The organism is Sphingomonas tagetis, assembly GCF_024211275.1.
Taxonomy (GTDB): Bacteria; Pseudomonadota; Alphaproteobacteria; order Sphingomonadales; family Sphingomonadaceae; genus Sphingomonas; species Sphingomonas tagetis.
In genome coordinates this window covers 480235-499901 of record NZ_JAMLDX010000001.1, presented here as the reverse complement: position 1 = coordinate 499901, position 19667 = coordinate 480235, and the positions used below count along the sequence as shown (strand labels likewise).

General features: G+C 65.6%; 28 protein-coding genes and 1 pseudogene. 8 read left to right on the top strand and 21 right to left on the bottom strand.

Annotated features, from left to right (window positions below; genetic code table 11):
- The first annotated feature begins 198 nt into the window (after positions 1–198).
- Entirely contained in the window at positions 199–444 is a 246-nt protein-coding gene (locus tag M9978_RS02615; RefSeq protein ID WP_254291289.1) for a FitA-like ribbon-helix-helix domain-containing protein, read from the top strand.
- Complete coding sequence (locus M9978_RS02610; RefSeq protein ID WP_254291288.1) at positions 441–860, top strand: type II toxin-antitoxin system VapC family toxin; 420 nt, start codon at positions 441–443, stop codon at positions 858–860. The genes M9978_RS02615 and M9978_RS02610 overlap by 4 nt, the downstream gene beginning before the upstream one ends.
- Positions 861–895: 35 nt before the next feature.
- Here the strand turns inward: M9978_RS02610 and M9978_RS02605 are convergent, their stop codons facing one another.
- Positions 896–1372, bottom strand: coding sequence for an SRPBCC domain-containing protein (locus M9978_RS02605; protein ID WP_254291287.1), 477 nt, complete (start codon positions 1370–1372; stop codon positions 896–898).
- A 461-nt stretch (positions 1373–1833) separates the two neighbouring features.
- On the opposite strand from M9978_RS02605, the gene M9978_RS02600 reads away from it, so the two are divergent.
- Positions 1834–2811 (top strand): DUF2493 domain-containing protein, encoded by a 978-nt coding sequence (locus M9978_RS02600; protein WP_254291286.1) that lies wholly within the window; start codon positions 1834–1836, stop codon positions 2809–2811.
- 187 nt (positions 2812–2998) lie between these two features.
- Here M9978_RS02600 and M9978_RS02595 read toward each other — a convergent pair whose 3' ends face one another.
- Positions 2999–3238 (bottom strand): hypothetical protein, encoded by a 240-nt coding sequence (locus M9978_RS02595; RefSeq protein WP_254291285.1) that lies wholly within the window; start codon positions 3236–3238, stop codon positions 2999–3001.
- Positions 3239–3697: 459 nt separating this feature from the next.
- Here M9978_RS02595 and M9978_RS02590 point away from each other — a divergent pair, with 459 nt between their 5' ends.
- From M9978_RS02590 to M9978_RS23260, 5 genes and pseudogenes are all read left to right on the top strand, one after another.
- Positions 3698–4000 carry a hypothetical protein gene (locus tag M9978_RS02590; RefSeq protein WP_254291284.1) on the top strand — a complete coding sequence of 101 codons (303 nt, stop codon included), beginning with the start codon at positions 3698–3700 and terminating at the stop codon, positions 3998–4000.
- Entirely contained in the window at positions 3997–6048 is a 2052-nt protein-coding gene (locus M9978_RS02585; RefSeq protein WP_254291283.1) for a type IV secretion system DNA-binding domain-containing protein, read from the top strand. Before M9978_RS02590 ends, M9978_RS02585 begins: the two co-directional genes overlap by 4 nt.
- The gene (gene mobF, locus M9978_RS02580; protein WP_254291282.1) at positions 6045–8987 is read left to right on the top strand and encodes a MobF family relaxase; all 2943 of its coding nucleotides are present in this window, start codon (positions 6045–6047) and stop codon (positions 8985–8987) included. Before M9978_RS02585 ends, mobF begins: the two co-directional genes overlap by 4 nt.
- The gene (locus M9978_RS23265) at positions 8977–9504 is read left to right on the top strand and encodes a lytic transglycosylase domain-containing protein (protein ID WP_367305032.1); all 528 of its coding nucleotides are present in this window, start codon (positions 8977–8979) and stop codon (positions 9502–9504) included. Before mobF ends, M9978_RS23265 begins: the two co-directional genes overlap by 11 nt.
- A gap of 415 nt (positions 9505–9919) precedes the next feature.
- A pseudogene (locus tag M9978_RS23260) lies at positions 9920–10957 on the top strand (recombinase family protein); the annotation flags it as partial.
- A gap of 624 nt (positions 10958–11581) precedes the next feature.
- Here M9978_RS23260 and M9978_RS23255 read toward each other — a convergent pair.
- The 19 genes from M9978_RS23255 to M9978_RS02485 all read right to left on the bottom strand — a co-directional run bounded on the left by M9978_RS23255 (position 11582) and on the right by M9978_RS02485 (position 19656).
- A complete protein-coding gene (locus M9978_RS23255) occupies positions 11582–11752 on the bottom strand; it encodes a helix-turn-helix transcriptional regulator (RefSeq protein ID WP_367305035.1) in 171 nt (56 codons plus the stop codon).
- A gap of 268 nt (positions 11753–12020) precedes the next feature.
- Positions 12021–12257 carry a hypothetical protein gene (locus M9978_RS02570; protein ID WP_254291280.1) on the bottom strand — a complete coding sequence of 79 codons (237 nt, stop codon included), beginning with the start codon at positions 12255–12257 and terminating at the stop codon, positions 12021–12023.
- A complete protein-coding gene (locus tag M9978_RS02565) occupies positions 12257–12583 on the bottom strand; it encodes a hypothetical protein (RefSeq protein WP_254291279.1) in 327 nt (108 codons plus the stop codon). The genes M9978_RS02570 and M9978_RS02565 overlap by 1 nt, the downstream gene beginning before the upstream one ends.
- Positions 12583–13323, bottom strand: coding sequence for a phosphoadenosine phosphosulfate reductase domain-containing protein (locus M9978_RS02560; protein WP_254291278.1), 741 nt, complete (start codon positions 13321–13323; stop codon positions 12583–12585). The genes M9978_RS02565 and M9978_RS02560 overlap by 1 nt, the downstream gene beginning before the upstream one ends.
- On the bottom strand, positions 13320–13538 hold the full coding sequence (locus M9978_RS02555) for a hypothetical protein (protein ID WP_254291277.1): 219 nt from the start codon (positions 13536–13538) through the stop codon (positions 13320–13322). Before M9978_RS02555 ends, M9978_RS02560 begins: the two co-directional genes overlap by 4 nt.
- Positions 13535–14044 carry a hypothetical protein gene (locus M9978_RS02550; protein WP_254291276.1) on the bottom strand — a complete coding sequence of 170 codons (510 nt, stop codon included), beginning with the start codon at positions 14042–14044 and terminating at the stop codon, positions 13535–13537. Before M9978_RS02550 ends, M9978_RS02555 begins: the two co-directional genes overlap by 4 nt.
- Positions 14041–14373, bottom strand: a complete 333-nt coding sequence (locus M9978_RS02545; RefSeq protein WP_254291275.1) for a hypothetical protein — start codon at positions 14371–14373, stop codon at positions 14041–14043. Before M9978_RS02545 ends, M9978_RS02550 begins: the two co-directional genes overlap by 4 nt.
- The gene (locus tag M9978_RS02540) at positions 14370–16400 is read right to left on the bottom strand and encodes a ParB/RepB/Spo0J family partition protein (RefSeq protein WP_254291274.1); all 2031 of its coding nucleotides are present in this window, start codon (positions 16398–16400) and stop codon (positions 14370–14372) included. Before M9978_RS02540 ends, M9978_RS02545 begins: the two co-directional genes overlap by 4 nt.
- A complete protein-coding gene (locus M9978_RS02535; RefSeq protein ID WP_254291273.1) occupies positions 16397–16645 on the bottom strand; it encodes a hypothetical protein in 249 nt (82 codons plus the stop codon). Before M9978_RS02535 ends, M9978_RS02540 begins: the two co-directional genes overlap by 4 nt.
- A complete protein-coding gene (locus M9978_RS02530) occupies positions 16645–16821 on the bottom strand; it encodes a hypothetical protein (RefSeq protein WP_254291272.1) in 177 nt (58 codons plus the stop codon). Before M9978_RS02530 ends, M9978_RS02535 begins: the two co-directional genes overlap by 1 nt.
- Positions 16821–16988 (bottom strand): hypothetical protein, encoded by a 168-nt coding sequence (locus M9978_RS02525; protein WP_254291271.1) that lies wholly within the window; start codon positions 16986–16988, stop codon positions 16821–16823. Before M9978_RS02525 ends, M9978_RS02530 begins: the two co-directional genes overlap by 1 nt.
- Positions 16985–17296 carry a hypothetical protein gene (locus tag M9978_RS02520; RefSeq protein ID WP_254291270.1) on the bottom strand — a complete coding sequence of 104 codons (312 nt, stop codon included), beginning with the start codon at positions 17294–17296 and terminating at the stop codon, positions 16985–16987. Before M9978_RS02520 ends, M9978_RS02525 begins: the two co-directional genes overlap by 4 nt.
- Complete coding sequence (locus tag M9978_RS02515; RefSeq protein WP_254291269.1) at positions 17293–17655, bottom strand: hypothetical protein; 363 nt, start codon at positions 17653–17655, stop codon at positions 17293–17295. Before M9978_RS02515 ends, M9978_RS02520 begins: the two co-directional genes overlap by 4 nt.
- Positions 17655–17984: a hypothetical protein gene (locus M9978_RS02510; protein ID WP_254291268.1), complete on the bottom strand. Its 330-nt coding sequence runs from the start codon at positions 17982–17984 to the stop codon at positions 17655–17657. The genes M9978_RS02515 and M9978_RS02510 overlap by 1 nt, the downstream gene beginning before the upstream one ends.
- Positions 17984–18223 (bottom strand): DUF2312 domain-containing protein, encoded by a 240-nt coding sequence (locus M9978_RS02505; protein WP_254291267.1) that lies wholly within the window; start codon positions 18221–18223, stop codon positions 17984–17986. Before M9978_RS02505 ends, M9978_RS02510 begins: the two co-directional genes overlap by 1 nt.
- Positions 18220–18426: a hypothetical protein gene (locus M9978_RS02500; protein WP_254291266.1), complete on the bottom strand. Its 207-nt coding sequence runs from the start codon at positions 18424–18426 to the stop codon at positions 18220–18222. The genes M9978_RS02505 and M9978_RS02500 overlap by 4 nt, the downstream gene beginning before the upstream one ends.
- Complete coding sequence (locus tag M9978_RS02495) at positions 18416–18604, bottom strand: hypothetical protein (protein WP_254291265.1); 189 nt, start codon at positions 18602–18604, stop codon at positions 18416–18418. The genes M9978_RS02500 and M9978_RS02495 overlap by 11 nt, the downstream gene beginning before the upstream one ends.
- Positions 18601–19083, bottom strand: a complete 483-nt coding sequence (locus M9978_RS02490; protein ID WP_254291264.1) for a helix-turn-helix domain-containing protein — start codon at positions 19081–19083, stop codon at positions 18601–18603. Before M9978_RS02490 ends, M9978_RS02495 begins: the two co-directional genes overlap by 4 nt.
- A gap of 105 nt (positions 19084–19188) precedes the next feature.
- Entirely contained in the window at positions 19189–19656 is a 468-nt protein-coding gene (locus M9978_RS02485; RefSeq protein ID WP_254291263.1) for a hypothetical protein, read from the bottom strand.
- Positions 19657–19667: the final 11 nt, after the last annotated feature.

The window sequence follows — 19667 nt, the reverse complement described above, 5'->3', positions numbered from 1 at the left end:
CCACCTCCGCTTCACGCAGCTTGCCGATAATCTCTTCCGGGCGATGCTTCTTGCTCGGCATTCCTCGTCTCCTTCGTCATCCAAATATCATCAATTTTGGACCACTCAGAAGGGGGCAGATCAACCATCAACTGGATGAGAGTGTTCAGCATTGATTGGCCTGCAATCAATGCTTAATATGCCACCGGGAGATACGACATGGCGAGCATGACCATCCGCAACATTGACGACGCACTCAAGTCGCGTTTGCGAATCCGCGCAGCGCATCATGGCCGGTCGATGGAGGATGAGGCACGAGACATTCTCCGCTCGGCATTGTCCTCCGGAACTGACCGGACGCCGCATTTGGTTGATCGGATTCGCGAACGTGTCGCTCGCGTGGGCGGCATCGATCTTGCCGACGTTCGTCGAGAAGCAATGCGCGAGCCGGTCGACTTGTCGTGATCGTGCTCGACACCAATGTAGTATCCGAACTGCTGCGCACGGAGCCCGCGAGCGAGGTGCTCGACTGGCTCCGAGGTCAGTCAAGTGCGTCGCTGTTTATCACGACGGTTACCCATGCCGAGATTAGATACGGCATCGCCATCTTGCCCGCGGGCAAGCGACGGGATGCGCTGGACGCGCTTGCGAACGAGATACTTGGCGAGGATTTTGCGGGCCAGACTTTGACGTTCGACGCGGCGGCCGCAGAATATTTCGCGACGATCGCCGCGGATCGGCGGGCACTCGGCAAACCCATCAGTCAGTTTGACGCGCAAATTGCCGCGATAACGCGGTCGCGGGGAGCAAATTTGGCAACCCGGAATGTTCGTGATTTCGTGGATTGCGGCGTCACGCTCATCAACCCTTGGGACGCATAAGCAGCTCAGGCGCGGGGGCCCGGTCGTAGCGCTCTTTATTCAGTCAGCAGGGCGAGCTTCTTGAGCGAGCCGGCGATCCCGGTCTCGTGATCGGCCTTGCCGATCCCGGCGGGCACCTGGTCTGCCGTCATAGTGACGCGGGTGCCATCGGCGAACTGGGTGAAGGTCGTGGTGAGGCGCATCTCGCCGGCGAAGTCGGGATCGTCGCTTTCGAACCGGACGAGCTCCACCACGCGCTCCTCGGCGGCGAGCTCGGCGAACTTCACCTGGACGACGTCCCTATCGGCGTCGCTCTTGCCCGGTGCGCCAGCGGCATCTTCATAGGTGAGGATCATGAGGTAGCCGCCGCCGACTCGCGGATCGAACCTCGGGATTCGCGCGGTCATGCCTTGCGGCGCGCGCCACGATGCCAGCATCTCCGAATCGACGAAGGCCCGGAACAAGGTCCGTGGCGAGGCAAGAATGACGCGCGAGGCGCTATGCGTCCGCGCCTCGGCCAGTTCGATGGTCACGCAAAGACACCCCTGTCTTCAGGGCCGTTTCCCTTCGGCCCATCATGCTTGTGGAAGATGCCGGTCGACTCGACAATCGATTCCTGACCTCTAGGCCACGGTTCGTCGCAATGGGCCTCTCGCCCAAGCGAGGGGCCTATCGTCATGGCGTGTCCGGTGCGATCCCATCGGCGTCGCGATGATGGCTGGCGGGGGCATCGAGCCCCCGCCAGGCCAGCCATTCTTCTTCTCTCAAGAAGTCCAAGGGTGGCACGGGGACGCGGCGGCCTCAAGGACGGCGGGGCCCCACCATTTTCCCTGGCGGCGCGAGCCGCGGGAATCCTCTCCAGCGTGGTGGCCGCCAGAGAAAATCGTGACCCCCACCGCCGCTGGCGCGGTCGCGGCCCTGCGGTCCGCGATCCTTGACCCCGCCGCTCGGAGCCCGTGCCGGGGAGGGACCTCTTCAGAAAAAGGAGGTTCCAATGACCAAGCTCAACCGTTCCATCCGCAGCTTCAGCGAGATTGCCGAGCTCATCGCCGAAGAGACAGCAAGCGCCAGCGATGTCTTCGCCGAAGCATTCACCGAGACCATCGACGGGTTCCGAATCGATGCCGGTGCCGATGTGACCGATGCCGCGATGCCCGACGCGTTGGAGGTGCAGCTCGCGACCGAAATGGTGGTGCGCACGCTTTTCGACGTGCTCCGAGACACCCGACTCGAAGGCCTTTCCGACCGGTTCGCCTGGGGCATCGTGCAGGCGTTCCATCGCGTCGCGGGGCAGATCGAGGCCGAAGCCGATCGGGCAGCGCTCCGGGTCAAGGAGCTGATCCGCGATTCCGATGGCAGCGAGGTGATGACCGCCGAACTCGAGGAAGCACAGCTCGCCTGTCAGTCGCTCGACGAAGCGCAGGAAGCGGCCGCCTGCATCCGCGATCACGCCGCCGCCACCTATCATGCCGAGACCGGGCGACCCTGGTCCACCCCGCGCGGATCGCTCGTGTCGAGCAAGCGGACCGCGTCGGTGGTGGCGGCGTCCGATTTTCTCGCCGCGCGCCGCCAGCGCCGGATCGACGCGCATGCGCCGCAAGGGCCGGTGGTGATCTTCTCGGGCGGGCAGGCCTGGGAGGATCATCGCCAGCTGACCGACGCGCTCGACGGGATCAAGCAGCGCGTGCCGGCGATGGTGTTGGCGACCACCGCGCAGAGCAAGGGCTGCGATGCCATCGCGGCATCCTGGGCGGCGCGGACGGGAACGCCGCTTATCGCGTTCACGCTCAACCAAAGGCTTGGCCAACGCGCCGGATTCGCGCGCAACGAGCAATTGCTGGCCTTGAAACCAATCGAGGCGCTGGTCTGCGAAGGATCGGGGTTGCAGTCGCACCTCGCGCGCCTAGTGCGGGCGGCGGGGGTGCCGGCAACGTTCTTCAGGCTGGATGGCCAGCGTCGCGCTGCGGCGTGAGGCGAGGAGACCGGTCCGGGCTACCGGGCCGGTCTCTTCTTTTTTTGAAGGGGGGAAGTCGACCGCGCTCAGGGACCCCCGCCGGGGCCCGTCGCGCGGTCGATGCGGTGCCGCTGCGCGACACCGGCCGTCTGCGCGCGGCTCCGCCGTGCTCGCCGCAGGGACGCCCCTGCGGGGCGAGAATTGCTTATGATGAAGTCGCCGGCAAGGCCTTGAGCGCGGCGACAGCGGCAGATCCGCCGGCGCGGACGGCATGGTTGAGCAAGTCGCGAAACTCGCGCTCGCCGAGCCGTTCGACCGGGATGTCGGCGAGCATCGAGCCGTAGCGTTCGCGCAGGTTGCGGCGCACGTTATTGGCTTCGTCGGCAAGCGCGCGCTGGCGTTTGTCGAGGTCGGCGAGTTTCTCGCGGTCGGTCAATTTGGGCATGTCGAACACTCCAGTCGAACGTCTGCCCGCCACGTTCAATTTTGCATGGCTCGGGAGCAGTCGCAATGGCGATGAAGCTAGAGCCGGCTGGCGCCGGCGACAGAAAAAGCTGCCCCTGCGGGGGCGCCACGCCCTTGCCAGGTCGAGGCGACGCAGCGCGGCAAGGCGCTGCGAAAGGAGCACGCACGCGCAAGGCGTTTGTAATGCACCGTACGCACGGGTGCTGCAGCGCTGAAATCCCCGCGAATCCGCCAGATCATCGCGTCACCAAAGGTCTGACGGGTCTTCGGAATATGGTGCGATCGTCGGACACGCCGCTGTGGCCCGACTACTAAGCGACTGAACGAGCTCGTCATCCCGTGTCGGACAACGTCCGTCACCACAAATCCTTGAGATTACTCGCTCAATTTGCTAGAAGGCCTGTGCTTCATCACGCGCCAGCGACGGACAGGATCCGTTATGGCTCGTATTACCATCCGCCTCGAGGACGCGATGCTCGACCGCCTGGTCGATCGTGCGCGTGCGAGCGGCACCACCCCCTCCGCCTATATCCGCGACCTCGTCGACCGCTTCGAAGGCACCGATCCGGCTGGCTACCATGCCCGGTTCGACGAACTTCACGCGACGTCGATCCAGACGCTTGCGATCCTCGCTTCATCCGTCGGCAAGCGGGCGCCCGAGCTCCTCGAACAGGGTCTTGCCGAAGCCCGGCGGCTGCTCCGCGAACGGGACTTGCTCGATCCGGAGCAGGACCCATCATGAGCATCTTCCGCAACGATACGCTGGGCTCCTGGACGCGCGGCGGGCAGGCGATCGTCCACAACGTCCGCATGACCACGCAAGTCTTCTACCAAACCGTTTTGGCGGGCCTGATCATCTGGCTGCTTGGGGTCGGCTGGTACGCGTTCGAAGTCTCGACGGCCTATGAGCGGTTCGTGCTCGCGAAGCTCGCCCAGGCGGCGATCATGGGGGACGCGGTACCAGGCAACGCTACCCCGATCCTGTTCGAATCGCCGACCGGGCAAGCATATTGGACCAACCCCGAAACGCTGATGACCTCGACGGTCGCCAAGGCGACGCTGCGCTCTTTCGAATCCTATCTTTTGCACGGTGCGGCGATCTCGGGCGCGTTCACCTCGCTGATGCTGGGCTGGGCCTGGTTCTACTTCACTCGCATGGGACGGGGACTTGGCTCGAACCAGTTCCTGCGCGGGGCACGGTTCGGCAGCGCGCGCGCTGTCCGGCGAGCGCTGTGGCGCCATGCGCGCGGCAGCTTCGCGATCGGGGGCGTACCGATGCCTGACGCGTTCGAGCCGGAGCATATCCTTATCTGCGGGGCGCCCGGGACGGGGAAGACCAACATCATCGTCAAGATGCTTGCCGGGATCCGATCGAAGGGCCGGCGCGCGATCGTCTACGACACCGCCGGCACGTTCGTTGAGAAGTTCTACCGACCGGGCGTCGACGTCCTGCTCAACCCGCTCGATCGGCGTGCCGACCGCTGGAGCCCGTGGGTCGATGTGCCCCGGGACTATCATTACGATCAGATTGCGGAGTCGACGATCCCCGACAAATCGGGTGACCCGTTCTGGGCGAAGTCGGCCCGCGGCACGCTGGTCGCCGTGCTGCGCAAGCTCGCCCGGCTTGAGCGCCCGCTGATCTCGATCCTGCTCGACACTTTGCTCCGCTCGAAGCTCAAGGACCTCGCCGTTTTCGCGCAGGGAACCGACGCCGCGGCCTTCATCAGCCTTGAGGGGGAGCGGACATCGGCTGGTATCCAGGCCGAACTCGCCTCGGTGATGCGCAGCTTCTCTTATCTTGACGATACCGAGGATGGCCTGTCGATCCGCGACTGGGTGGCGAACGAAAAAGACGACAGCTGGCTGTTCATCACCGTCAAGGCCGATCAGCTGCCATCGCTGCGGCCGCTCATCACCGTTTGGCTCGATATCGCGATCTCCGCGATCATGAGTCTGTCGGCCGACCGCAACCGACGGCTTTATTGCGTGATCGACGAGCTGCCAACGCTGCAGAAGCTGCCATCGCTCTCCGATTTCCTCGCCCGCGCCCGGAAATATGGCGGGTGCGGCATTCTCGGTTTCCAAAGCTACCCGCAGCTCGAGGCGACCTACGGCATTCAGGATGCCGCGGCGATCACTGGCTATTGCTCGACCTGGGTCGCGCTGCGCGCCAACGATACCCCCACTGCCAAACATGTCAGCGAAAATCTGGGACAGGTCGAGCAGATCGAAGCCAATGAAGGCATGTCGTACGGTGTGAACGACATGCGCGACGGCGTGAACCTGTCGCGCATGCAGGTGACCCGGCCGCTGGTGCTCCACACCGAGGTCACCAATCTCCCCAACCTGACCGGCTATCTGCGTTTCGGCCGCAATCTACCCGTGGTGCGGTTCCAGGACCGCTATAACGATCTCCCCACGATTTCTGCCGGGTTCGAGGAGCGGACCAATCCGCCGCTGAGAATGGGCGATGGTGCTGCATCGTCGGCATCGCCCCCGGCAGCGGAGGTGCCAAAGCAGGTTGCGAAGCGAAAAGGTCGGCGTGCCGACGAACGCGGCCCCGAGTTACCGCTGGACCTAGTCGTTGGCATCGACCCCATGGCTGGCGTCGCAGCGGACACGGCTTCACCGACCGATGCGGCGTCATCTGCGGCCCTTGACTCTCCTACAGTGGTAGAGGGTATTGGCGACACCCCGCCGAAACTGACCCTTTACGGCAAGCCGGCAGGGCTGCGGCTTCATCAGCATGCGCGCCGCGACGGCGCGCGAGATGCGGCGAGACCGGCATGATCCATCCCCGACGCCTCAAGGGCTCGGCCGGCAACATCGCGCGATATTATGCGGTCGGCGACTATTATTCCAAAGGCGCTGACGAGCACTCCGAATGGGGTGGCCGGATCGCGGTCGACCTCGGTCTTACAGGCAGGGTCGAACCAGCCATGCTTCAGCAGCTTCTGGAAGGCCGCGTCGATGGCCAGCAACTCGGTCGGCAGCGCCGGGAGGGCGGGATCGAGCACCACCCGGGTTGGGACTTCGCGGTCAATGCGCCCAAATCGGTGTCGATCATGGCGCTGGTGTCAGGCGATGAACGGATCATTGCGGCCCATGAGCGCGCCGTAGACACGGCGCTGGACTATCTCGAGGAGCATGCCTTGCTTCGCCATCGCATGAATGGCGAGATCGTTCATAAGGTGACTGGCCGGCTGTTGTTCGCCAGGTTCACCGAACACGCCTCACGCGAACTTGACCCGCATCTCCACACCCATGTGGTTGTCCTCAACATCACCAACCGCGAGGAGGGCGCGCCGATGGCGAGCCTGGAAACGCGCGCGATGTTTGCCGAGCAGATGCCGGCTGGGCAGGTCTACCGCAACGAACTGGCGTTCGCGCTGCGCGAGCACGGCTACAGTCTCCGTGCCGATCCGCGGACCGGCCTGTTCGAGATCGAAGGCGTGCCCCGCGATCTGATTGCGGCGATGTCGCAACGCGCCGAACAGATCGATGCGCATGCGCAGGAGCATGGCTTGACGGGGCAGGCTGCACGCCGGGTCTCCTTTTACGAGACCCGCGCGGCCAAGGAGAAGGTTTGCCTCGACGACCTGCAGGCGCGATGGGCGGCGAGGTCGGCGGCGCATGAGCCTGCGATCGAGGTGGCCCGCCGGAGTGCCGAAGCGCAGAGGGAGACGGTCCTGGCGCCTACCGCAGCGGTTTCCGCGCGCGCGATGCTGTTCGGGCTACGGCAGGCGGAGGGCAAGGAGGCCGTCAACAATCTCGGGCGGATGTTGCAGCTGGGGCTCGCGTCTCATCTCGGCGAGGTCAGACTGGCCGATATCCGGCCTCACATCGAGGCCCAGACCGAGCGGCGCAGACTGCTGAAGACCCGCGGGAAAAGCGGCGATGAGGTTCATACACGGGGGCGGACATCGCGCCGGACTGCGCGGCTTGAACTCGCGCTTTCCGACCATCTGGCTTTGGCGTTGGAGGACGCACGGCCGCTCGCAACTGTGGAGCGATTGAGGGAAGCAAGCAAAGCTGGTGGCCTGACTCCAGGACAAGAAGCGGCACTTTTGCATCTCGGTTCTTCAAGCGACCGCGTCACGGGCCTTCACGGCGTGGCGGGCGCGGGCAAGTCGACGCTCGTCCGCACGCTTCGTGCCGCCGCCGGTTCCCACGCGATGTTCATCGCCGTCGCGCCGACCTCGTCTGCTGCCGCCAACCTCGGGGCCAGTGCTGGAATCGAATCCCGCACCGTCGCCAGCCTTCTGGCCGGCGGTGGCCATGGCTTGGGCGCGAGCCATGTCATCGTGCTCGATGAAGCCGGGCAGCTTGGCAATCGGCAGGCGCTGCGACTTCTTGAGATCAGTCGGGCTTCGGGTGCCAAGCTGATCATGCTTGGCGACAACAAACAAACTGGCGCCATCGAGCAGGGCAAGCCGTTCTGGCTGATGCAGAAGCTGGGACTGCCCAATTCGGATCTCGCCGAATCGGTCCGCCAGGAAACGCGCGCCATGAAGGCGGCGGTCACTCAAGCGCGAGCAGGAAACTATGCTGGATCACTCGCCAATCTTGATCGAGTCGTCGCTGGCGAGAACGCGAGCGAACTCGCGCGTGGTCTGGTCCGTGAATGGACGCGTCTGAAGCCCGTGAGCCGCACGAACACCAACATTCTGGTGCTGGAAAACGCCACGCGGCTGGTCGTGAATACCGAGGTGCGCAAGGCACTCAAGGCCGAGGGCGCGGTTGCCGCGGAGGACACCCGCATTGAGATTCTCGCGCCGGCCGGCATGAGCGATCAGGAGAAGCATTTCGCGCGCTTCTACACCGCAGGCCAGGTCCTCGTTTTCTCGCGCGACAATGCCCGGCTCGGCATCGCCCGAGATGCCGAATACCGCGTAGCAGGCGTGGCGCGCGACGCGACTGGTCGCCATCATGTCCAGCTCATCGATGCGCACGGCCGCGTCATCCGTTGGGATCCGCGCCTGGGCCGGGCTTCGCAGGTCAACGTCTTCCATAGTGAACAGCGGGACCTCGCCGCAGGCGACCGCATCCAGTGGCGGCTCGTCAATCGCGAACTCGGCCTGCGCAACGCCGAGCGGGGCACCATCAAGGAACTGCGCGGGAACCTAGCCACGATTCGGTGGGACAGCGACGGGCGGAAGCAGGACATCGATTTGGGACGGCACAAAAGCTGGGACCACGGCTATAGCGAGACCGTCTACTCGGCCCAGTCGAAAACCTATGATCGGGTCTACGTGCTCGCGCCGGTCAACTCAGCGCTCGTGACCGGGCAGAATTATTACACCGCGATCACCCGCGCCCGGTTCGGCGTGAAGCTGTGGACCGAGGATCAGCGGCGGCTGGTCGATAAGCTGGAGCGGCGCTCGGGCGAAAAGTCGTCTGCCTTGGAGGGGCTTGGTCGCCTCGGTCGCGACACGGTCCGAGAACGCTTGCAGCGGCATGGCGACACGCTTGGCAGCATGCAACGGGACATGCTCCGAGAGCGCGCAGAGAGGCGGGCGCTAGCGCCGGGAAAGTCCGAGCGGCAAGCGCTCCGGTCTGGGGGCGTGGCGGTATTTTTAGCCTCCAAGGCTGCTTCGGGGATCGGGTCGATCGATCGCTGGCTGCAATCGCTCATCAAACTTTCGGACCTCACACCGTCCCGCGACTCCAGCAGCGACCAGCAAGCCAGCTCGGCTGCCTTCGACCGGGGGTCCGGGCATGATCGATAGGCGCATCTGGGGGCATGCTTGCGCTTGGGCGCTGGCGATGACGCTGACGGTCGAGGACGCAAGCGCGTCGGGACGTCGCGATCCTGCCGGCGAACGCCGAATTGCGGCTTGCATCAAAGCGGCTGCCGAAGGCCGTCCTTGGCTCGAAACGACGCTCTGGGGCCTTCGTGACCAGGAGGGTGGCTGGATCGGCGCGGAGTTGCGCAATCGCGACGGGAGCCACGACCTCGGCCCTCTTCAGGTCAATAGTTGGTGGGTCTCGCGGCTGGCGAGGATGACAGGGAGGTCTGCGGCAGATGTTCGATCGTGGCTCAGATACGACCCCTGCTTCAACGTGCAGGCTGCTCGCTGGATACTTCTCACTGGCCTCCAGACGACGCGCAATTATTGGCTGGCTGTCGGCGCCTACCACAGCCCGACCGCACACCGTCGAAAGCGCTACGCGCTCGCTGTCGCGCGCCATATCCATGCTCGGTCTGTACGCCGACCCGCCGACCGTAAGCCGGGGCGGCGATGACCGCCCGCATGCGCCGAGGCAAGGCTCCTCGCTCGGGAGCGCGCCTTACGGGAGGTGTCCTGTCGATCGAACAGGCGCGGCCGCGCGCTCACGTGGCTCGTCGGGATAAGTTCTCCGAAGCTCTTGTCGCAGATGCGGTCTCCGTTCTCGAGAGACGCTTGGGTCGTCACGTGGGACCAGAAGAGGCTCGCATATATCTCGGCAGGCTCGCCGACCTCATGAGCATGATCATCGACTGGCATGCGATCGGAAGCGCTGCCGACACGATCTGCACGTCCAACCTTGAAGCCGACGCTTCAGGCGATAGTGTTTCGCCAACCTGACCCTCACGCGGTCATGGAGTTGGAGAAAAGCGGGGCAGTTGCGGGTGTCCGATTTATCGGTCGAGGTGCAGCGCTCAGGAAGGTGACAGGTAATGGCTCGGCCGAGAAAACCGAAACAGCCGCGTGATGCGCGGGATTGCGGCAGAACGGGCGCGGCTGCGGTTCTATATGCTCGGGTATCAACGCCCGAACAGGAGCGCGAAGGCTTCTCGATTGATGCGCAGCTCAAGTTGATCCGCGACTATGCGGTGAACCACGGCCTGCACATCAAACGCGAATTTGTCGATATCGAGACTGCGAAACGTTCTGGCCGCACCCAATTTCAGGAGATGCTCGCGTTTCTGAGAAGCCATGGAATCCGCCATGTCCTGGTTGAGAAAACGGATCGCCTCTATCGCAACCTCAAGGACTGGGTAACGCTAGACGGGTTCGATATCGAAATTCATCTGGTGAAAGAGGCTAGCGTACTTTCCCCGGATTCGCGGTCTTCGGAAAAGTTCATGCACGGGATCAAGGTCCTGATGGCGAAGAACTACATCGACAATCTTTCCGAAGAGACCCGGAAGGGCATGCTGGAGAAGGCTCAGCAGGGCATCTGGCCGTCGAAGGCGCCATTTGGATATGCCAATTGCATCGGGCCAGCGGGCAAGAAGATCATCGTCCCTGACCCCGTTTCATCGCCGGTGGTCGCGAGGCTGTTCGAATGGTTTGATTCCGGCGACTATTCACTCAAGTCCCTTGCGGCACAGGCTGCGACACATGGTTTCCTGAGCCCACGGACCGGCAAGCCGTTCAACGTGAGCAGCATTCACAAGATTCTTCGTAGTCGGCTCTACGCCGGTTCGTTCGAATGGAATGGGAAAATATATCCCGGCTCTCACGAGCCGCTGGTGAGCCAGGAGATGTGGCACGGCGTTCAGGAGATTCTCGACGGCCGCAGCATCAGCAATGCGAACCGGTCGGACAAATTGCGGTTCGCCTACACTGGTCTCATCACATGCAGCCATTGCGGCTGCGCGGTAGTCGGACAGGTTCAGAAAGAAAAATACGTCTATTACCGCTGCTCGTGGTTCAAGCAGCGTTGTCCCGAGCGGTTTGTCCGCGAGGAGGCGTTGGGCGAGCAATTTGCTGCTGAGCTTCGGCGGCTGCGCATAGACGATGAGATATTCGGTTTGATGCAGAGGGCCGTTCGAGAAACATATCAAGACAAGAATCGCGAGCGACATGAGCTGATTGTCCGACTCGGTGGCGAGCTTGCCAGGCTCCAGCATCGGCTCGACACGCTCTACGTCGATCGCCTCGACGGTCGCATCTCGACCGAGACGCACGACCGAATGGCCGCCACTTGGCGCGAGGAACGCGAGCGGTGTCAGCGACAGATCGACACATTGCATGTCGCTGAAGACAGTCTTGTCGACGACGGACTGGCCCTGCTCGATTTGGCCAGAGCGATGCATAAGAGTTTCACTTTGCAGCCATCTGAGCTGAAAAGTTCGGCGCTGAATCTGTTAGTTTCGAACTGCACATGGGGGAACGGCAAGCTCAGTCTAAGCTTCCGCCAACCATTTGATCTTCTTGTGCAAAATGGCCCCGATGGGGCTTCCGAAGACCGGGCAAAAAGCCCGTCTCCGGAAGATCATCCCGCTTGGCTCCCTGAGTTCGAACCGAATTGCATTGCTAACCCCCTAAAAATAAACGGCTGGTTGTGTGATGAGGCTGGCGAGTGCCCCCAAAAGCGCCCCCTGATCGGGGCTTCAGCCGTCGTCGATCGCGCGCGCGCGGGTGAGCTTCCACGCCTCGTAATCGCTCTCCCACCAGCCGATTCGATTGCCGCTGAGCTTGCGCTTCGGCGGGAATTCCCCGCGGCGATGCATGCGGTTGATCGTCGGCTTCGACAGACTGCTGTCGGCGACGATGTCCTTCATGCTGAGGAAGCGGCCGCGCGGCGCGTCGGCCGCGGGCGCGATCGGCGCCTGGTTCATGCTGGGTCTCGCTGTTCGAGTTGACGGATGATGGCCGACGGGACGCCCGCGTCGGCGAGGGCCTGCCGATATGCAGCGCGCATGGCGGCCGTGAGCTGGTTGCCGCCGGTAGCAAAGCGCCGCGACAAATCAGTCAGCGCCTGGTCCTCGGCCGCGGCAAGGGCCACGACTGCTGCGGCGGGCGCGCGGTGCGGCCAATGCAGAGGACCGCTCATCGGCGAGCCTGCCATTCGGCCCAGGCGGCGCCGTGTTCTTTGCACAGGTCCTTGTCGGGCGCCGGCGATGTCGTGCAGCTGCTGCAGATGTAGCGATCGCAGGTTCCGCTGCGCCGCGTCGGCACCTTCCAGTCGCACTGGAGCGTCGCGCGCTTGCCGCAGGCGCAGCGTCGGGTGGGGCTGCAGACGATCGCCGCGCCGGCGCCGGGAACGGTGACGTGCTGGCAGGGCATCAGGGCGCAAGCTCGAGCTGCAGCTGCGCTTTTCCCGCCGGCACTCCGCCTTCGCTAAGCAGGGGAAGGGCTGCGTATCGGACGATGCCGAATACAGGATCGCGCATCGTGATCGTGACGCGCTCGGCCGGTCGACCGCGCACCTGCGATCGTTCGATCTTGAGGCTGTGAGTCTCACCCGTTGCCGAGCAGACCACGTGACCTGCTTCGACCCGATCAATTTTCAGCCAGAAATATGGATACGGCGCGTTGAGGCTGACCCCATCGAGCAGGACCGTGTCCGCCTCGGCGAAGGTTCGTTTGTAGCGGCCGCAGATAGTACCCATCAGGCGGCAATCCCGGTGGTGTGAGGCAGCGGCTGCCTGGACATCGACAGCGTGAATCCAAGCCGACGTTCCGTTTCGACGTACCGGCGATAAAGGCTTGGGTTGAGGCGCGCTGCGGTGGTGAGGTCTTGCCGGCTCGCCATGATGCAAAAGCAGCATGAAAGACGCGTCATCCCGGCACGGTAAGCCCAGTGCGGTTTCTCCCCCGCACCCGCAATCGTGGAGAACACCTCTGCCTCGCTAAGATCGAATATCGGCTTCCAATGAAACCACTCTCGACCAGCCTTGCTGCCACGGCTGTAATGGGTGAATGGAACCTGACGCCGACGACTGGCACTCTCTGCGGCACGAATGCCGAAGCATTGGACGATCAGTCCACCGAACTCGGGATGATTGCGGAGGTAGCGCCGGAGCTCTCGCTCGATCGGGTCACGCTTAAGATCCGAGGTGCACTGCCGATTGCCGGCAATCGGAAATCGCCCGTTCTTCTCGACCATTTCAAAGAACGTCTTCGGGGCTTTGGCGAAAATTGTTGGTGTCTCTCCGACGGTCGCCTGGATGTGCTCGATCACGCCACCCCATTCGACGTCCGGAAGCACAGCATGAACCACCAGCAACTGGTGCGGCGGGATCATCGCGCGCAGCTTTATGAACATCGCTTGGCTGTCTTTGCCTGCGCTGTGATTGACGACGAAGAGCGCGCCGCGCCCGATGAGCGTCTGGATGGACGGCAGGTTCATGACGGCTTGGTCCTGGCGCGGTCGACAGCGATCTGGGCGAAGCGCCAATCGTGCTGAGCCTGCTCCTGCAGCGCCTGAGCGTCGGCGCGGGTGCCACCAAGCAACTTTTCCAGCAGATCAACTGGGGTGAAAGCGGCGAAGGCGACGCCGCGAGGATTGGCACAGACGGCCGCAAGGCGGTCGCGATCGGCGCGGGGGCGAGCGGCGGCGCTCACAGCATCCCGCTCCCGACGCCGCCGAGCGTGAACGCGTGATCGGCGCGGCGCAGCGGGCGGACCTCGACGAGGCGTGCACCCTGTTGCAGCCTTTCGAGCTGCTGCTCGAAGGTGAGCGGCGGGGTCCAGGGCTTACGGTTGTCGCGCCGCGGCGGTGGTGCGGCGACCGGGGCAGGCGGCCTTGCCTTGCCACGCGCGGGCGCCGGGGCGGCGACCGCAGCTGGCGGCGTAGGCGCGGGCTGCGGGCTGGGCACCGTGCCGGCGAGCGGATGATATTTCGTCCGCTTGCGTTGGGGTGGGGGCGTTTCGCCGGCGATCACCGCGGCCACGCGCGCGATCGTCAACGGCTGTGGGGCTTCCGCCCGCTGGATATTGTTGATCCACGTCCAGGGATCAGGCGAAAGCAACCGCGCTACCGTCGTCAGCGAGCGGTCGGTCGAGATGCCGTACACGCGCAGCGCGTCGATCAGCTGCTCGCCGGTGGGGTTTTCAGGGAGGGCGGTCATCGCTGCAGCCCCGCTGCTGCGAGAATCAGATCGAACCCGGAGCAGAGCTCCTCCGGGTTGCTCGCCTGCCGATCGATCCCTTGTTTGAGCACTGCGGCAAAATTCGTCGCCGCGGCGAGCCGTGCCGCCGGATCGATGCCCACCAAGCCCATGCCCAGGGCAACGCGGTTCACGCCTTCCGCGAACATGGCAATGGCGGCGGACTGGGCCGAATAGGGGATGCCGCCGGCGAACGCGATTCCCATGCGGCGCTTCAGCATCTCGCTGAAGTCTTCGCTCAGAAGGCTCGCCATCTCGCGGGCCATTTCGATCTTGCGGTCCGGGCTCATGCCAAAGCCCCTTCAAGCTCTGCGTCCGCGGATACGGATGCCGCTTCGAACCGCAGCGCCGGGTGGACCCAGCAGACGCGGGTGAGGGCGCGGGCGACGGGGGCGATCGTCTCAGCCGCCTTCATCGTGCCGAGGTTGCGGCGGGTGGCTTCGTCGACGTGCGGCGTGGCGAGCTCGACGCGCGTGGCGCGGGGGAGCAGCTCGACGAACGTCTCGTCGGGCGCCCAATAGCCGCGGAACGCCTCGTCGTCGGCGATACCGAGAAGCTGGGCGAGGCGATCGTGGATGGGCAGGCGGTAGCCGTCGAGGTTGGCGGTCTTGGTCAGCGCGGTCGCGGCGACAATCGCCGCGGCGCATTCCTTCCACTCGTCGCGCTCGCCACGGAAGGCGTCGAAGGCGTCAGCCTCGTCGGCCAGCTGGATCGCGGCATGATCGCGAAACACGCCGAGCATGGCGGTCCAGAAGCCGTGCGCCGGCGTCGCCTCGACCGCCGCGCGGACGGCCGGGATCATCGCCATCGGCGGCGAATCCTCGGCACGGTGGAGGGTGCGGACGCCGAGCGTGCGATTGTGGTGGTTGCCGAGCTCGGCGCGCAGCAGGGTGAAGATCAAGAAATCGTGCGCGATGCCGGTCGCGCCGTCCTCGATCATCGCGGCGCGCATGACTTCGCGACGGATCGCGCGGACGATCTGCACGCCCTGCGCGCTGAAGGCATATTCCTCGCGGGCAGCGGCGTCGGCCTGCTGCTGGATCTGGCTGCCGATATTGGCGCCGACGGCGCTGCCGCCCAGATCCCGCGCGGGCTTGGCGATCTCGCCGAGCGAAACCGGCCGCGCGGGCTCGGGCGGCTTTTCGGCGGCGCGCTTCGCCGCGTGACTGGCCCACCACCAGCGCGTTTCGACGGCGCCCGATTCCTCGATCACCAGTGTGGCGTAGATGTCGCCGGCGGGCAGCAGCACAGGGCGGCTGTCCTGCAGCTGCTGCAGCTCAGCGGCGTGCGACTCCGCCTCGAGGTCGATCGCGGCCTGCTCGACCGGATCATCGATGCGCCGGCGCCGATCGGCGAGCTCGAGCAGCTCGTCATCGAGAAACTGCGCGCGCTCGGCCTCGTCGCCGAGCAGCGGTTCATGGTCGGGCGAAAGCTCGAGATCCCGATCGACGCCGCCATGGCGCGCGCGCGGATATTCGGCGGCGAAGCGCAGGTCGTCGCGGGCGGCGCGGCGGCGCAGCGTGGCGCGGACCGATTCGATGCGAGCCTCGGCGAGCTCCCGCAGCAGGCCCGGCCGGTCGACGCGGCCGCGATGCTCGGCGGCGTCGGCGAACAGGTCGAGCTCGAAGGCGCCGCCGGCGTCGCGGAACGCGCGCTCGCCGACGAAGCGCAGCAGCTTCTCTTCGTCGTGATCGCCGACCTTGAGCAGCCGCCGGATGTGATCGGACGTCCGCTCGAAGCTCGGCCGATGGCGGAACGCCTCCCATGCCGCCAGCTGCAGCTTGTGATCCTCGGTCGCGGCGAAGGCCTTGGCCTGGTCCTGGCTGATCTCGCCTTCGACATAGGCGGTGAATATCGGCTCGGCGAGGTTGGCCAGGCGCAGGTGTTGCTTGACCCACAGCTCGGTCTGGCCGGTAACATCGGCGATTTCCTCGATCGTCGCGCCGCGTTTGCTGGCGCGGCGCAGGCCCTCCATCACTTCCCAGGGCAGCAGGTCGACATGCAGCAGGCCGGCGGCGCTGGAGATCTCGAGCAGCTCGGCCTCGCTCGAGATGGTGCGGACGCTGGCGTCGATCGGCCAGTCGGCGGGCAACTCGCCGCGCGCGATCAGGTTCTGGATCGCGCGGAAGCGGCGGCCGCCGTCGAACACGCCGTGTTTCTTCGAGCCGCGCAGCGGGTGGACGGCGAGCGGCAGGATCAGGCCGACGCGCTTGATCGACGCCTCGAGCCCGTCGATGCTGGTGATCGCCCGCTTGTTCTTGCGCACGTTGTACGGGGACACGGCTAGCTCGGCCGCGACGAAGGTTCTAACCGTCATGGGCGTTCTCCGGGGTGGGACTGGAGGGCGTTGGCGCGCTGGCGGTGGGAGCCGCCGGCGCGCCGCTTCTCGAGGCGGTCAAATTGACCGACGAGGTCGGGATGGATCGTTTCGACGCGATCGCGGATGATGGAGGCTTCGTGTCCGAGCCTAAGCATGCGGCGGCGGAACCAGGTCACGTCGCCGACGCCGGTGAAATTTTCCTCCGCGCGCTCGGTCGCGGTCCAGAAGCGATCGACCGCCATCAGCTTCGCTCCTCGGGCGCGTCGATCGTCATGGTGTGGCCACAGCAGCGCGGCCAACCGAAGCGCAGCGCCGCGGCGGCATCGACCGCGCGGTTCGCGCCGCAGCGGCGGCACCACACCTGGCCGCGACGCAGCTTCGCGTGGCTGTTAGCGATGTGCTGGTGGAGGCCGATCATCACAGCACCACGAATTCGGCGATGTCGAATGGGTCGCCGGTGATCGTCCAGCGGCTCGTCTTGGCCGGCCATTCGTGCGTCTGGCCGTTGACCAGGCGCACGCGGACGCGCTTGTCGGCGACGACCGAGGGAAGGTGCCCAGGGTTGGGGCGGAAGCCGGCGGTCACTGCAGCGCTCGCTCGACGGCCGCCATTTCGCTGTCGAACACGAACAGACGAGGGGCGAGCGCCAGCGCCAGGGCGCGGTTGCCGCGCGAAGCGGCAGTCGCGAAGTCGCGCACGTCCTGCGGATCGAATTCACCGCGACAGGTCGGCACGTACCAGGCCGCCTCGTAAGCGGCATATTCGGGATCGACGTCGATCTTGAGGGCGATCTCAGTCGAGGCCGGCTTTTCCTCGCTCCACGCGATCGTGCCGCCGGCCTCGCGGACGGCCTCCTCGAGCGCGGCGCGGGTGATGTCGCCACACAGCATCATGATGCATCTCCCAGCTGGGCGTCGATCGACTGCAGGTCGGCGATCAGGCGCTTGAGCCCGGGGCGCGAGACGATCGTCACGATGCCGCGATCTGGGCCGAGCGCGATGAACTGGCTGAGCGCGACGCCGCCGAGCTCGGGCGCGGGCGCCCAGGCGAGCGCGATTCCGCGGCCGATCGGCGCGATCGCGCTAAACCCACTCGGGTTCGTCACGACGCACCGGCCGTCCTCCGGGCCGACGAGGATGTGCTCGCGCATCGGCGCCAGCGGCTCCACCGGCTGCTGCGGCGGGCAGATGTGATCGACCGGCCAGATCGGCGTGGCGACGAGGCGATCGATGGCTGCGCGGCGGCCGGACATCACTCGGCGTCCTCGAGCTCGTGCGCGCCGCCGCGGATGCCGCCGGCCTCGCGCCAGCGCGACACGCGCTTGGGCGTTCCCCAGCTCGATTGCGGGGCATAGTTGTGCAGGAAGCGCATGAGATCGGGCAGCCGGGCGAGGGAAACCTCGTCGGCGCCGGTGGCCGCGTTGAGCAGGTCGTTCCGGAAAACGTGCGTCAGGAACGAACCCGTGCCGTGCCCTTCCAGCACATGGTTCAGGATGCCGCCCCAAAGATGATCAGGGACGAGCGACTTGCCCTCGGCGAGCTGCGCGGTGACGTCATCGACGGCGCTGTCGTAGCGGGCCATCACGCCATCCCCAGCGCGGCGCGATAGGTTTCGAGCAGCGCGTCCTGCTCATCGAGCTGGTGCTTCTCCATCTTCCGCAGGCGGATGACGGTGCGCATGATCTTGGCGTCGAACCCGGTCGCCTTGGCCTCGCCATAGACATCCTTGATGTCATCGCTCAGGCCCTTCTTCTCTTCCTCGAGGCGCTCGATGCGCTCGATCAGCAGGCGCAGCTGCTCGGCGGAAATGGAGTCGCTCACTGAGGCAGCCCTCCGATGATGACTGCGGCGCCGGCGCCGATGCCGGCGACGTCGAGGAAGAAGATGACGAGGCCGCCCAGGCCGAAACCGACGATCAGGCGCAGCGCGACGGCGCCGAGATCCAGCGCGGCGGGATCGTCGCTGCAGCACGGGCAGTCGGCGGGGTGCAGCTCGAGCGGTCGGCGGGGCTGATCATGCGCCACGGCGGTCCTCCTGTTTGAGCGCCCAGAGCAGGGCAGCGATGATGAGTGCGACGGCGACGGCGATCACCGCGATCGCGGGACCGAGGCGGCCGTTGAGGGTGAGCGCGATCGCGACGCCGGCGGCGATCGCCGCGGCGTGTGTGGCGCGGACGGCGTGTCGGGTGCGGCTGCTTCTCACGCCGCGGCGCTCCCGAGCTGGTCGTTGACCGGGACGTTGGCCGGTGGCGGGGTTTCTTCGCCGGCGTCGCCGTCGTCGGGGCCACAGGCGGTGCACAGATCGACCTCGTCGTCGCGCCAGCCGCACGTCGCGGCGGGCCATCCCTCGACGCAGGCGTCGTTCTCACTGCACGCGCAGGTGCGACACAGGCGCGGCGCGTTCGACAGAAGCGGCGAGCCAGCGCGCATGTCGATCAGGCGGATCAGCACGTTTGGATCGAAGCGGAACGAGCCGAGCTCGGTCGCTTTGCGAAGCGCGGTGATGACACTGTCGTCGATCGGCGTCAGATCCGCCTCGATCGACTCGAGCATCGCGGCGCGCGTCGCCAGCGGGACGCTGGGCACCGTGCCGAAGATCGCGGCGACGTCGTCGATCGACAGGCACTGCGCCTCGCGGCGTTTGCGCAGATAGGTTCCGGGCGAGGGCAGATCGTCGGGCATGGGCTGATCCGATCGGGCAGCAGAAAACCGCCTTCGCGGGCGCACCTGCGAAGCGGAGGGGTTCGGGCTGAAGGGTGGGGTGCGGTTGCTATGACCCGCGGCGGATCACGGGGGCTGCTGCTGCGCCTCGAGCATGGCCTGTGCCGCGCCGATCGCCTGGGTGATCTTGGCGACGGACTGCTCGGCCTCGCGAACGAAGTTGCGGAGCTCGACCGCGCCGGCGCCGTCGCAGGTGGCTGCGGCGAGCGCGGCATGGGCTTCGCCAGCCTCCTTCAGGACCGGCACGGTCAGGCGGCGCAGCTCGGCGCGATCGGAGAAGCGCGCCGCGTTGCGCGCGTCGATCATCAGGCCGAGCGTCTCATAGAGCGGCCGCTCGCCGGTGAGCACCTGGTGCTCGTCGTCGAGCGCGAGCATGTCCTGGCAGGTCAGGCGGTAGCGGTTGTCGGGATCGCTGAGGCTGCGGAGATAGTCGGCGCCCCGGCTGGTGACCTCGGCGGCGCGCTCGATGCCGATTCGGCCGAGGACCTTGTACAGCGCGTTCTCGATCGAGAGGGGCGGGCGGGCCTTTGTCATGCCGCGCATCC